Source organism: Streptococcus pseudopneumoniae (assembly GCF_001072925.1).
Lineage (GTDB): Bacteria > Bacillota > Bacilli > Lactobacillales > Streptococcaceae > Streptococcus > Streptococcus pseudopneumoniae_Q.
In genome coordinates, this window is record NZ_JVHE01000063.1 from 22,049 (window position 1) to 34,644 (window position 12,596).

At 36.0% G+C, this 12,596-nt stretch carries 14 protein-coding genes and 1 riboswitch; of the genes, 11 read left to right on the plus strand and 3 right to left on the minus strand.

Annotated elements, in window-relative coordinates:
• Positions 1-29: 29 nt before the first annotated feature.
• The gene (locus ADH81_RS03830; protein ID WP_049526581.1) at positions 30-464 is read right to left on the minus strand and encodes a GtrA family protein; all 435 of its coding nucleotides are present in this window, start codon (positions 462-464) and stop codon (positions 30-32) included.
• Positions 465-492: 28 nt separating this feature from the next.
• A riboswitch (PreQ1 riboswitch) is annotated at positions 493-590 on the plus strand.
• Between ADH81_RS03830 and ADH81_RS03835 the strand changes: the two genes are divergently transcribed.
• The 11 genes from ADH81_RS03835 (at position 588) to ADH81_RS03890 (ending at position 11,027) form a co-directional block, all read left to right on the plus strand.
• The gene (locus ADH81_RS03835; protein ID WP_049526583.1) at positions 588-1,097 is read left to right on the plus strand and encodes a QueT transporter family protein; all 510 of its coding nucleotides are present in this window, start codon (positions 588-590) and stop codon (positions 1,095-1,097) included. (Overlaps the previous riboswitch by 3 nt.)
• 600 nt (positions 1,098-1,697) lie before the next feature.
• Entirely contained in the window at positions 1,698-2,345 is a 648-nt protein-coding gene (locus ADH81_RS03845) for a hypothetical protein (protein ID WP_049526586.1), read from the plus strand.
• A 71-nt stretch (positions 2,346-2,416) separates the two neighbouring features.
• Entirely contained in the window at positions 2,417-3,214 is a 798-nt protein-coding gene (locus tag ADH81_RS03850) for a formate/nitrite transporter family protein (protein WP_049526588.1), read from the plus strand.
• A gap of 389 nt (positions 3,215-3,603) precedes the next feature.
• On the plus strand, positions 3,604-4,401 hold the full coding sequence (locus ADH81_RS03855; RefSeq protein ID WP_049526589.1) for a formate/nitrite transporter family protein: 798 nt from the start codon (positions 3,604-3,606) through the stop codon (positions 4,399-4,401).
• An 80-nt stretch (positions 4,402-4,481) separates the two neighbouring features.
• A complete protein-coding gene (locus ADH81_RS03860) occupies positions 4,482-5,756 on the plus strand; it encodes a DUF2130 domain-containing protein (protein ID WP_049526591.1) in 1,275 nt (424 codons plus the stop codon).
• Positions 5,757-5,765: 9 nt separating this feature from the next.
• Positions 5,766-6,209 carry a GNAT family N-acetyltransferase gene (locus tag ADH81_RS03865; RefSeq protein WP_049526594.1) on the plus strand — a complete coding sequence of 148 codons (444 nt, stop codon included), beginning with the start codon at positions 5,766-5,768 and terminating at the stop codon, positions 6,207-6,209.
• A gap of 31 nt (positions 6,210-6,240) precedes the next feature.
• Positions 6,241-7,044 (plus strand): alpha/beta fold hydrolase, encoded by an 804-nt coding sequence (locus tag ADH81_RS03870; protein WP_049526596.1) that lies wholly within the window; start codon positions 6,241-6,243, stop codon positions 7,042-7,044.
• Positions 7,045-7,047: 3 nt separating this feature from the next.
• Positions 7,048-7,926 carry a tRNA pseudouridine(55) synthase TruB gene (truB, locus tag ADH81_RS03875; protein WP_049526598.1) on the plus strand — a complete coding sequence of 293 codons (879 nt, stop codon included), beginning with the start codon at positions 7,048-7,050 and terminating at the stop codon, positions 7,924-7,926.
• Positions 7,927-8,102: 176 nt separating this feature from the next.
• Positions 8,103-8,594 (plus strand): chromosome segregation protein RocS, encoded by a 492-nt coding sequence (gene rocS, locus ADH81_RS03880; RefSeq protein ID WP_000021254.1) that lies wholly within the window; start codon positions 8,103-8,105, stop codon positions 8,592-8,594.
• 70 nt (positions 8,595-8,664) lie between these two features.
• Positions 8,665-9,255, plus strand: a complete 591-nt coding sequence (locus ADH81_RS03885; protein WP_049526601.1) for a 3'-5' exonuclease — start codon at positions 8,665-8,667, stop codon at positions 9,253-9,255.
• Positions 9,256-9,263: 8 nt separating this feature from the next.
• The gene (locus ADH81_RS03890; protein ID WP_049526603.1) at positions 9,264-11,027 is read left to right on the plus strand and encodes a glycerophosphoryl diester phosphodiesterase membrane domain-containing protein; all 1,764 of its coding nucleotides are present in this window, start codon (positions 9,264-9,266) and stop codon (positions 11,025-11,027) included.
• Positions 11,028-11,073: 46 nt separating this feature from the next.
• Here ADH81_RS03890 and ADH81_RS03895 read toward each other — a convergent pair whose 3' ends face one another.
• Complete coding sequence (locus ADH81_RS03895; protein ID WP_049504982.1) at positions 11,074-11,373, minus strand: YbaB/EbfC family nucleoid-associated protein; 300 nt, start codon at positions 11,371-11,373, stop codon at positions 11,074-11,076.
• A gap of 71 nt (positions 11,374-11,444) precedes the next feature.
• Positions 11,445-12,596 carry a site-specific integrase gene (locus tag ADH81_RS03900; RefSeq protein WP_049526604.1) on the minus strand — a complete coding sequence of 384 codons (1,152 nt, stop codon included), beginning with the start codon at positions 12,594-12,596 and terminating at the stop codon, positions 11,445-11,447.

Sequence of the window (12,596 nt, forward strand, 5' to 3'; positions counted from 1 at the left end):
TAATCATCTGTTGAACGCAAGAAATATGCTTAGTGTTTTTTAAAAACAAAAACTTTACTGAAGATGTAATTGAGGACTATGATAGTAACTTGTGCAAAAATAGTCTCAATTGTATTGATAGTATTGAGATTATCACCTACAAACTGACCGATAATATGGGGGAAACTCGTCACAAAAATAAAGGTTAGAAGCAGGTCTAAGAGGAAGGTAATGAATCTTGCAGTCGTAAATTTTATCAGACGCTTGAACCAATTTTTTCGTTTTTGTTTAAAAACAATGGTATCATTGGTGAAAAAAGCAAACAAAATTCCAGCTATATTTCCCAAAGCAGTCGCCCATAATTCTTGTTGGAAAAAGTAAAAAATAGTGATACGAACAATGATAGAAACAAGTGTAGTTGCAACTCCAAAAAATAAGTAGGAGAGGATTTCATTGTCGAAAAATTTTTTTATGTATCTTTTCATAAAAACAGTATAGCATAAAGGACATAAATGTGCTATACTTGAAAGGTTGACTTGCTCAACCCTTGGTGCTTAGCTTCTTTCACCAAGCATATTTTACGCGGGTTAATCGCTAAAGGAGAAAACATGAAAAAACTAACTATCCGTGATATGGCAGATATTGCCATTGTCGCAGCCATTTATGTGGTTTTGACAATCACACCACCCCTTAATGCTATCAGTTACGGTGCTTATCAGTTCCGTATTTCTGAAATGATGAATTTCCTTGCCTTATACAATCCTAAGTACATTATCGGTGTTACTCTTGGATGTATGATTGCAAATTTCTTCAGTTTTGGAATCATCGATGTCGCAGTTGGTGGAGGCTCTACGCTTGTCTTCCTAAGTTTAGGAGTATGGTTGTTTAGCAAATATAGTAAAGATTATCTTTTTAATGGATTGATCCGAAAAGATCATTTCTTCTTTTCAATTCTTTTTTCGATTTCAATGATCACCATTGCTGCTGAATTGAACATCGTAGCAGAAGCACCTTTCTTCTTTACTTGGTTTACAACTGCTATCGGAGAATTCGCTTCACTCATTGTTGGTGCTATTCTTATCGGAAAAATCGGTAAACGTCTTGATTTGACCAGATAAAGATATCACATGAAATATTATTAAAAAGGGCTGAACTTTGTTCAGTCTTTTTCCTTGTCCACCAACCTAGAAGCTCAAAAAAAGTGGTATAATAAAGAAAAAAGGGATTATTTTAATATGTATAGTTATCGTATTTCAGTTTTTGAAGTCCTTTGGAAAAATCAGGTCATTAGATTTTTGTTAATTTTTTTAGCACTATTTTATTTCTATCTTTTTTTCCAAAGAGTTAAGACATCCTTAAAAAGTGGTGGGAGTATGTTGGATCCTTTTCATATTGCAAAGGGAAGATTATACATTCACACGATTATTCTTTTTAGAAAAAGGATTGTTCCTCTAGCTGAAATTAGACAGATTGATATTGATTACGTTCGAGGGAGAAGAATGAATGGGGACAGGTATCATCTGTATTTTACAAGGAAAGATGGAAAATCTTTTACATTTCATTTTGGGAAAAGCAAAAGAAACGAGGAGTTAGTGAAAAATCTTGCCAATGTGGCCAAGAAGTGCCATATTAAAATCTATTATTATTATTAAGAGTCGATTGCTAAAATTGAATTGTTGTCACTTGTGACAATTGTCAAAGCTAGGAGAGTAGCTAATATGAATCAACTACAAGTAATAAGAGAAGATAAACAACTAAGAATTTTATTGATGCAAGAATGCGATATTCTCTTTTATGACCAGTTGAAAGAGGTTGAATTTTCTCAGAACAATGAAGTTTATTCTCTATCGCCCATAGCCTTTGCTAAAGACGGCAGCGGGGGAGAATATGTAATTCTTGAAGATCAGAGTATCGGCTTTATAGGGAGTGAAGGCCAAGTTGGTCGGGTAGCAGAAAGCCTTGATGACTTGCTTACTTTCTTAATTCATGCTGGTTCTATCTCAGACTTTTCTTGTCGGTTACTCTACCAAAACAAGGATTTGTTGGCAAAATTCTGTCAGGGATTTATCAACAAAGCACGACAAAATTACCAGTCAAAAGGCGAAAAGTGGGACAAAGTGAGAACTCTACTTGCACAAGAGTTGGGACTTGAATTTGAGCCAGAAAAACTACAAGAGTTAGCCTTCAATTTTTATCAATCAGCGATAAGAACTCCACTATTTACTTGTAAATATGGTCATGGTGAGAATGAATATGTCTGCGATTCTGTTTTGTCAGATATTGTCGGCTTGTGGGTTTCAGAGCTGTTAGGGTTGACTGCAGAAGAAATTGAATCTTTTGCTGCTAGTAAAAACATTCAAATGTAAAGGCCATAAATTTATTTCCTCTTAAAATATTTTATGTTATAATATTAACAATGATATTTTAAGGAGTTTATATGAGTTCGTCAGAATTTATTTCAAAGATTGATTATTATTGCCATAAGAAAGAGGGTCTATTTGACCAAAGCAAGTTTAAATATGCCATTCGCTCGATGTTTGCAGGTGCTTTCTTAACCTTTAGTACAGCCGCTGGGGCCATAGGTGCTGATCTACTCAATAGCATCGTTCCAAGTGCTGGCTATTTTCTTTTTCCCTTTGTATTTGCTTGGGGACTTGTTTACATTGTATTTTTAAATGCTGAATTGGTCACATCAAACATGATGTATCTGACAGCTGGGACATTCTTGAAGAAGATTGATTGGAAGAAAGCCTTTATTATCTTACTCTATTGTGCTTTTTTCAACTTAGTTGGAGCTATCTTAGCAGGTTGGTGCTTTGCTAATTCATCGGCTTTTTCACACTTGACACATGATAGTTATCTTCCAAAGATTGTAGCCAAGAAGTTGGCACGACCTAGTGAGTTGGTCTTGTTGGAAGGGATTTTGGCAAATATGTTCGTAAATATTGCCATTCTATCTTCTATTTTGATTAAGGATAGCAATGCCAAACTCTGGATTATCTTATCAGCTATTTCTATGTTTGTTTTCTTGTCAAACGAGCATATTGCAGCCAACTTTTCATCCTTTAGCATTATTAAATTCAGCATTGTTTCTGACCAAATTGCTAACTTTGATATTCCTAATATCCTACGTCATTGGAGTGTTACCTTCATTGCTAACTTGATTGGTGGAGGATTCTTGATAGGTTTACCATACGCTTATCTTAATAAAAATGAAGAGACTTATGTTGATTAGCACTTAGCTTTTACTAAATAAAATGAAAATCAATAATAGAGGAGGTCGGGACTAAAAATCCAGACCTCGATTTTTTTGTCCAAAGAAGCTTTTGATAAAAACGTTATTTTCTCTGTCTATAAATTCAAACAAATTATTAGTGCATGGATTTTAGCTGAAAACTAAAGAGACTCTTTTGTACATTCATATAGAACAAAATAAAAACATATAGTAAATATATAGAGTAGAGAATTTGAAAATAAAGAGTTGAAAACATTAAATATGCTGATACAAAGCAAATGGAAACGATTGCTAAAAATGATAAAAATATTGTAAATAGAAGAAGAAAGCCTTCCCATAATTTCGATTTTATGTTATAATATTCACAAATAAAAGTTTTAGGAGTTTATATGGTTTCATCAGAATTTATCTCAAAAATTGAATTTGCTTGTAAAAAGAAAGAAAGTCTTTATTCAAATAGCAAATTCAAGTATGCTATCCGTTCAATGTTTGCTGGTGCATTCTTAACATTTAGTACAGCAGCTGGAGCTGTTGGTGCTGACTTGATCAATAAGATTGCTCCTGGTAGCGGACGCTTCCTTTTCCCATTTGTTTTCGCTTGGGGATTGGCTTACATTGTCTTCTTGAATGCTGAATTGGTAACATCTAACATGATGTTCTTGACAGCTGGTAGCTTTTTGAAAAAGATTAGCTGGAGAAAAACAGCTGAAATCCTTTTATATTGTACACTCTTTAATTTGATCGGTGCTCTTATAGCAGGATGGGGCTTTGCCCATTCAGCGGCTTATGCAAACCTAACACATGATAGCTTTATTTCTGGAGTTGTGGAAATGAAGTTGGGCCGTTCAAATGAACTAGTCTTGCTTGAAGCTATCTTGGCTAATGTCTTTGTAAATATCGCAATTCTTTCATTTGTTTTAGTAAAAGATGGTGGTGCTAAACTTTGGTTGGTTCTTTCAGCAATTTACATGTTTGTATTCTTAACAAACGAGCACATCGCCGCAAACTTTGCATCATTTGCTATCGTGAAATTCAGTGTTGCTGCTGATTCAATCGCAAACTTCGGTATTGGAAATATTCTTCGTCACTGGGGTGTGACCTTTATTGGTAACTTTATCGGTGGTGGTCTACTGATGGGATTACCTTACGCATTCTTAAATAAAAACGAAGATACATACGTAGATTAAAAGTTGGATTGATTCCAACTTTTTCTTTTTGTTTATCCATGCTATAATGAATGTAGAATAGATAAATATAGAGGAATAACATGAACGAGATTAAATGTCCCAATTGTGGCGAAGTTTTTACAGTCAATGAAAGTCAATATGCAGAATTGATTTCTCAAGTTCGTACTGTAGAGTTTGACAAAGAATTACATGAGCGGATCAAGCAAGAATTGACTTTAGTAGAGCAAAAAGCTTTAAATGAACAACAGGCAAAACTGGCTCAAAAAGACCAAGAAATTGCCCAGCTTCAAAGTCAAATTAACAACTTTGATACAGAAAAAGAATTGGCAAAAAAAGAAGTAGAGCAAACTGCTAGTCAAAGCCTGCTAGAGAAAGAAAAAGAAGTTCAAGCTCTCGAAAACCAATTGGCTACCTTGCGCTTGGAGCATGAAAATCAACTACAAAAAACTCTTTCTGATCTTGAAAAAGAACGTGATCAGGTTAAAAATCAGCTCCTCTTACAAGAAAAAGAAAACGAACTTTCTCTTGCTTCTGTTAAACAAAACTACGAAGCCCAGCTTAAGGCAGCCAGTGAACAGGTTGAATTTTACAAGAATTTCAAGGCGCAACAATCAACCAAGGCAATCGGTGAAAGTTTGGAACACTATGCAGAAAGTGAGTTTAACAAGGTTCGAAGCTTTGCCTTTCCAAATGCCTACTTTGAGAAGGACAATAAGGTTTCAGCACGTGGTTCTAAGGGCGATTTTATCTTCCGTGATTTTGATGAAAATGGACTAGAATTCATTTCCATCATGTTTGAGATGAAAAATGAAGCTGATGGGACAGAGAAGAAACATAAGAATGCGGACTTTTACAAAGAGTTGGATAAGGACCGCCGTGAGAAAAACTGTGAGTATGCAGTTTTGGTAAGTATGCTTGAGGCTGACAATGATTACTTCAATACTGGGATTGTCGATGTCAGCCACGAGTATGAGAAGATGTATGTCATTCGTCCCCAGTTCTTTATTCAGTTGATTGGACTCTTACGAAATGCTGCCCTTAATTCTCTCAAATACAAGCAGGAATTGGCTTTGGTTCGCGAGCAAAATATTGACATTACGCATTTCGAGGAAGACTTGGATGCCTTCAAGGTGGCCTTTGCAAAGAATTATAATTCAGCTTCGGTCAACTTCGGCAAGGCCATCGATGAAATCGACAAGGCCATTAAGCGTATGGAAGAAGTCAAGAAATTCCTAACAACATCAGAAAACCAACTCCGCCTTGCTAACAACAAATTAGATGATGTTTCCGTTAAAAAATTGACAAGAAAAAATCCAACTATGAAAGCGAAATTTGATGCCTTGAAGGGGGAATAGAAGGATCCTATGCAGATACGAAAAGCAACCATGCAAGATGCTGAAGCTCTACTGTCTTTATATGAAGACTTGGGCTATCCAACGACCGCTTCTAAGCTGTCTCGACGTTTAGAAATGATTCTTTCTCAATCACATTATGGCTGTCTTCTAGCTGAAAGAAACGGAGAAATTTTAGGTTTCTTAGGTTATGCAAAGCTTTTCTTTTTTGAAGCAGATGGATCTTACTATCGTATTTTGGCTTTGTCAGTTGCAAAAGAAACAAGACGACAAGGAATTGCTAGTAGGCTAATCGATGAATTGAAAAAACAAGCGGTAAAAGAAGGAGTTAAGGCACTGGCTCTAAATAGTGGATTAACCGCTGAACGAAATGCTGCACATCAGTTTTATCAGGCAGTTGGATTTGAAAAAGTGACTGCCGGCTTTGCCTTGCATTTAAAAACTCAACATAAATAAATCATGAAAAAATAGTAGAGGGAACGAAGTAATGTCTTCAACAAAAGGGAAAACCTTATATTTTAACGAAAAGAGCATGGACTATGTGACCTTTGGTAAAGGAAAGAAGTCTCTCGTTATCATACCAGGGTTGGGGGATGGGCTTCAGACCGTTAAAGGTATGGCTATGCCTTTTTCAATCACATACCGAATACTTGCTGAACGTTACAAAATTTATGTTTTTTCTCGAATCAATGAGCTGAGACAGGGCTATACGACGCGAGATATGGCAGCAGATGTAGCAGAAGCAATGGAGGTATTGAATATTACCAGTGCCTATGTTATGGGGATTTCGCAAGGTGGAATGATTGCCCAATGGCTAGCTGTAAACTTTCCAGAAAAGGTTGAAAATTTAGTTTTGGCTGTTACAACTGCAAAACTAAGTAATCTAGGTAGGGATAGAATTAGTTGTTGGCTAAACCTGAGTCAAACAGGAAATTATAAAGATCTGATGATTGATATTGCTCGTCATTCTTATACGACTAAATCCTTTGGAAAATTTAAATACCTTTATCGAATAATGGGAATTTTTGGTCATATTAAAGATAAACAACGTATTGATATTCAGTCTGTATCTTGTTTGAAACATGATAGTCTAGATTTTTTGGAAAAAATCAACTGCCCAACGTTAATCATTGGAGCAGAAAAAGATGATGTTCTTGGCGTAGATGGTTCGTTTGGATTGCATCATCATATCAGAGGTAGCCAACTGATTATTTTACCAGGGTGTGGACATGCACTCTATGAACAGAATAAGGATTTCCAAAAAAGAGTTTTAGTATTTTTAGAAAGTTAAACAATGAACGGTATTATTAACTTAAAGAAAGAAGCGGGGATGACCTCGCATGATGCAGTTTTCAAGCTGCGTAGGATTTTAGGAACTAAGAAGATTGGTCATGGAGGGACTTTAGACCCTGATGTTGTCGGTGTTTTGCCGATTGCCGTCGGTAAGGCAACCCGCATGGTCGAGTTTATGCAGGACGAGGGTAAAGTCTATGAAGGAGAAATCACTCTTGGATATTCAACAACAACCGAGGATGCTAGTGGTGAAGTAGTTGCAGAGACACCAGTTTTGTCACCTTTGGATGAGAATCTTGTCGATGAAGCAATCGCTAGTCTGACTGGATCTATCACTCAGATTCCACCTATGTACTCGGCTGTCAAGGTCAATGGTCGTAAACTCTATGAATATGCGCGTGCTGGTCAGGAAGTGGAGCGTCCAGAACGTCAGGTGACGATTTATAAGTTCGAAAGAACCAGTCCCATTTCCTATATGGAGAATCTTGCTCGATTTAGCTTTCGTGTAAAATGTAGCAAAGGGACTTATATCCGTACCTTGTCAGTTGACTTGGGAGAAAAACTTGGCTATGCAGCTCATATGTCTCATTTAACACGAACAAGTGCTGCGGGCTTGCAGTTAGATGATGCTTTGACCTTGAATGAAATTGAGGAAAAGGTTCAAACTGGTGAGTTAGACTTTCTTCATCCTTTAGAGATTGGTACAGGTGACTTAGTTAAGGTGTATTTGACTCCAGAACAGGCAGAAGAAGTGCGTTTTGGTCGCTTTATTGAATTGGAGCAAACTGAGAAGGAATTGGCTGGTTTTGAAGGTGATAAGTTATTAGCCATTTTAGAGAAACGGGATTATCTTTATAAACCAAGAAAGGTTTTCAATTGATTAGAGCTGGTGGTAAAATTGCAGACTAATGTTTAACTTAAAAAAGCTGAAAGACAATTTAGTTTAGAAGAGAGATTGTTTTGAAAAAGGGTTGAAAACACGGTGATATTTGACAGTTTTGCTTGCTTATGATAATATTTAAATAAAGAAAAGCTAGAAAACTTTCAGAGGATATTATGAGTATTGAGATGACTGTTAGTGAGATTGCTGAGGTCTTGGGCTTGTCCCGCCAAGCAATCAATAACCGTGTCAAGGAATTACCTGAAGAAGATACGACTAAAAATGATAAAGGAGTCACTGTGGTAACTCGCAGTGGCTTGATTAAGCTTGAAGAAATCTACAAAAAAACCATTTTTGAAGATGAACCTGTTAGTGATGATGTGAAGCAACGTGAGTTGATGGAGATTCTTGTTGATGAAAAGAACGCTGAGATCATCCGTCTTTATGAGCAATTAAAAGCCAAAGACAAACAGTTAGCTGAAAAAGATGAACAGATGCGTGTTAAAGACCGTCAAATCGCAGAAAAAGATAAGCAATTGGATCAACAACAACAGTTAACCCTACAAGCCATGAAGGACCAAGAAAACCTTCAGTTGGAGTTGGATCAGGCTAAGCAAGAAGTACAAGCAACGAAGAAAGGCTTCTTTGCTCGCTTATTTGGAGGATAAGAAAAAACTGCTTGGTTTCTAGGTGTAACCAAGTAGTTTCTTTTTACACATATAGTAAGGAATGGATAAGATGGAAAAATTAAGAGATTACATTTCATTTGATTTGGAATTTAATGAACACCAAGATAAAACTCACTTGATTCAGGTATCTGCTGTCCGTTTTAAAGATGGTGAAGAAATTGGAGCTTTTGACTCTTATGTTCATACCGATGTGCCTTTGAAAAGTTTTATTAATGGTTTAACGGGTATCACGTCTGAAACCTTGAAAGATGCACCGATGGTGGAGGAAGTTCTTAAGAATTTTCAAGATTTTGTAGGTGAATTACCCCTTGTTGGATACAATGCATCCAAGAGTGATTTACCGATTTTATTGGAACATGGTTTGGATTATAGTGGCCAATATCAAGTGGACCTCTATGATGAAGCTTTTGAGCGACGCAGTTCTGATCTTCACGGGATTGCAAATCTCAAGTTACAAACTGTGGCTGAATTTCTAGGATTCAAGGGTCAATCTCATAATAGTTTAGAGGATGCGCGAATGACTGCGCGTGTTTATGAAGCTTTTCTAGAATCTGATGAAAGTAGAATCTTACTGGACTCCAAGAGTAGTCTAAACTCTAATCCTTTCGGTGGTTTAGATTTATCACAGCTGTTTGATTAGGAGGTTTTATGAAACCTGAAAAACCTAAAAAATTGGGTTTTAAAAAGATTTACTTGAATCTGGATAAAATCCTCTTTCTATTTTTTTTAATCTTCATGCTAGTAGATTATATTTGGTTGCCACTGAACTCATTGATAGCAGGTTTTTTACTAAGTCAGACGGGCTATTTGTTTATTTCATATAACAATGTTTTTGAAATTTTAAAACATGCGCCTGTAGTTAGCTTTGGTTTTTTAATCTTAATAGCCATTAACCTTTTAGTAGCCTATTTTCAAATTAGTCTCCTCTTCATTGGGGCTCGGCACCTTCTCTATCATGAGAAACGAACCTTGATCGAATATAGTCGGAAGGTATTTCGTGAAAGCATAGCCTTCATGAAACGTCTGACTCTTTCTAAGGCTTTGTTTATCTTCGTTTATATCGCTATGATTTTTCCGTTTATCAGGAAAATTTTTAAAATTTATTATTTTAATAAAATAGTGATACCTGAGTTTATTCAGACCTATATGGAAGACAAATACTGGATGTGGTGGTTATCTATTTTTATTTTAACCATCCTATTTCTCTACATCTCGGTAAGAGTGATGTTTGCCCTTCCTAAAATTTTTTATGACAAGATGACAGTTAAGGATGCTGTAGTCTACAGTCTAGAAAAAACCAGGAATCATTTTTGGTTTTACGCTTGGCATCTCTTTCTAATCCTTGTCAAAACGAATCTTTTCTTCTATTTGCTTTTAATCCCTCTATTGTTGATACAGTCTTTAGCGGATGGTCTCACACATCGAGAATCATTGGTTCTTGCTATTTCGAACTATATATTGATTAAAAATATCCACTATATGGCTTTGACTTACTTCTTGGTTAAGTTTACCTCCTTTTTAACTGGTGAGGAGTTGGATATTATGCCAAGACGAAAGAAAGATCATATTATGAGATGGGGTGTAATGGGGTGCGCAAGTGTCTTCTTTGCGATTGAGGGTTATGTTTATTTAGAAGCACCCGTAGTCAATCCTCCACTTGTCATCTCTCACAGAGGTGTCTCAAATGGAAATGGTGTCCAAAATACAGTTGAATCCTTAGAAAAAACAGCTCAGTTAAAACCAGATTTAGTTGAGATGGATGTGCAGGAAACCAAGGATGGTCAGTTTGTCATGATGCATGATGCTAACCTAAAAAGTTTAGCAGGATTAAATGTAACACCGCAAGACTTAACTTTAGATGAGTTGAAGCAATTAGATATTTATGAAAATGGTTATCAGACTAAAATATCTAGCTTTGATGATTATATAAATCGTGCCAATGACCTTCATCAGAAATTGCTGATCGAAATTAAAACGAGTCGAAAAGATAGTGCTCAAATGATGGATCATTTTCTAGATCAATATGGAGCAAAAATTAAAGTTTATGGGCATCAGATGCAATCTTTGGATTATCATGTTATTGAAAAAGTTACCCAGTATGATAAAGAGATTCCAGTCTATTTCATACTGCCCTATAATTCCGTTTTTCCAAGAACAAATGCTACAGGTTATACCATGGAATATTCTACCTTAGATGAATATTTTGTAACCAAGCTTTGGAATACAAAACAAAAACTCTATGTATGGACAATCAATGGTTCAGAATCCTTTGATAAGTCCCTACGTTTGGGAGTTGATGGTATGATAACAGATGATTTGGAAAGAATTAAAGAAGAGCTTGAGACCGCTCAGGAAGATCCTGAATATACGGACTTGCTTCTCAAGAAAGCAACAGAAATTTTTACTTTCTAGGTAAGACAAAAGAGGCTGAATTGAACATCAGCCTCTTTTTATGCTATTAGAATGGTAATTTACCAGCAAAAGCCCCTAGTTTCTTTTTAGTTGCTTCATCAATTTGCTCAAGAGCAGCATTGACTGCTTGAACTGTCATATCTGATAGAGTTTCAATATCTTCTGGGTCAACAACTGCTGGATTGAAGTCAATCCTAACAATTTTCTTGTCTCCTGTTAGTGTAGCAGTTACAAGGTTTTGGGCAGAAGTTCCAACAAATTCTGTAGCAGCAAGTTCAGCCTGACTTTGCTCCATTTGTTTTTGAAGTTTTTGAGCTTGACGCATCATGTTTTGCATATTCATCATAAGATTTTTAAGATTCCTTTCGTATCAAGGCTTTGCGCCTTGTTTAATAAATTTTTTTGCCATTTTTTGCCCTAGAAGTTGTCAAAAGCATTGGCGACTTCTTTTTGTTGAGTTGGGAATAAATGCGAGTAGATGTTGATAGTTGTATTAATGCTACTATGTCCAAGTCGTTTCATAAGTGTAAAAAATATATAATCTTTTCCCTCACCGTTTCTGAGTCCTTTTGAAACTAGAAACGCTGCATGTGAGTGTCGGAAATCGTGATTACGAATCATTTTTAATGATGCAGGCATTCTTTTTTTCAATTTAATCTTTTGATTAGAAACCATTGGAGCAGTCAGTGGTAAAGGACTGTCTTGAAAGATTTGTAAGTCTTCTGTATTGTCCGTAAACTCTACTAATAGATGAGCTTGTTTTTCTTTCCATTCCGTTAGTTCTTGAACGAATGCTTTATGTATGTAAATTCGACGATTGGATTGGGTAGTTTTTACCGTTCCGATATGGACCTTGTTATTACGAAAGTAAGCAGAATACTTGATATCGATATAACCCTCTGATAAATTAATCTGTTTCCAAGTTAAGGCCAATGCTTCGCCGACTCGAACACCTGTAAACATTAGCACTCGATAGAATAGCTGAAACATGTATTCATCTTTTGTGAACAGAGAATCAAATAGCTTGAATTCTTCAGGAGTGAAATAAGACATCTCCTTGTGTTTATCAGGAAGTTTTCTTAGTCCATTGCATGGATTATCTTGTCTAAGACGATTAGCAACAGCAACATCAAACATTTTATGTAGAAAAATCATTAGCTGATTAACGGTCGTGCTTGATAGTGTTCCTCCTTTGACACTTGGTTGTTTGACCAACCAATCTCTAAATTTTTTTACTTCATGGATAGTAATGGCAGACATATCTGCATGCTCAAAAAACTTAGAGACATATTGGTTATAATAGGATATCTGTGTATCAATGGTACCACGTTTATTCCCACGGAGTTCATCTTCTTGTTGAACTAAAGAGTAAAGGTGAGAAACAGATATTTTATCTTTAATCTGAACTTGGTGAAGTTTGTTTAATCGATAATCTGCTTCATATTGAACAGCTTCTTTACGAGTGGTAAATCCTGACTTTCTATGCCGTTTGATTTCACCAGTCAATGGGTCTGTGCCATCGGTAATATCTACTTTCCATTTTCCCTTGTATCCTTTGATAACTGACAT

Coding starts and splice junctions, on each gene's coding strand:
- ADH81_RS03830 (WP_049526581.1), bottom strand. CDS start 464: ATGAAAAGATACATAAAAAAATTTTTCGACAATGAAATCCTCTCCTAC.
- ADH81_RS03835 (WP_049526583.1), top strand. CDS start 588: ATGAAAAAACTAACTATCCGTGATATGGCAGATATTGCCATTGTCGCA.
- ADH81_RS03845 (WP_049526586.1), top strand. CDS start 1,698: ATGAATCAACTACAAGTAATAAGAGAAGATAAACAACTAAGAATTTTA.
- ADH81_RS03850 (WP_049526588.1), top strand. CDS start 2,417: ATGAGTTCGTCAGAATTTATTTCAAAGATTGATTATTATTGCCATAAG.
- ADH81_RS03855 (WP_049526589.1), top strand. CDS start 3,604: ATGGTTTCATCAGAATTTATCTCAAAAATTGAATTTGCTTGTAAAAAG.
- ADH81_RS03860 (WP_049526591.1), top strand. CDS start 4,482: ATGAACGAGATTAAATGTCCCAATTGTGGCGAAGTTTTTACAGTCAAT.
- ADH81_RS03865 (WP_049526594.1), top strand. CDS start 5,766: ATGCAGATACGAAAAGCAACCATGCAAGATGCTGAAGCTCTACTGTCT.
- ADH81_RS03870 (WP_049526596.1), top strand. CDS start 6,241: ATGTCTTCAACAAAAGGGAAAACCTTATATTTTAACGAAAAGAGCATG.
- truB (WP_049526598.1), top strand. CDS start 7,048: ATGAACGGTATTATTAACTTAAAGAAAGAAGCGGGGATGACCTCGCAT.
- rocS (WP_000021254.1), top strand. CDS start 8,103: ATGAGTATTGAGATGACTGTTAGTGAGATTGCTGAGGTCTTGGGCTTG.
- ADH81_RS03885 (WP_049526601.1), top strand. CDS start 8,665: ATGGAAAAATTAAGAGATTACATTTCATTTGATTTGGAATTTAATGAA.
- ADH81_RS03890 (WP_049526603.1), top strand. CDS start 9,264: ATGAAACCTGAAAAACCTAAAAAATTGGGTTTTAAAAAGATTTACTTG.
- ADH81_RS03895 (WP_049504982.1), bottom strand. CDS start 11,373: ATGATGAATATGCAAAACATGATGCGTCAAGCTCAAAAACTTCAAAAA.
- ADH81_RS03900 (WP_049526604.1), bottom strand. CDS start 12,596: ATGTCAGTTATCAAAGGATACAAGGGAAAATGGAAAGTAGATATTACC.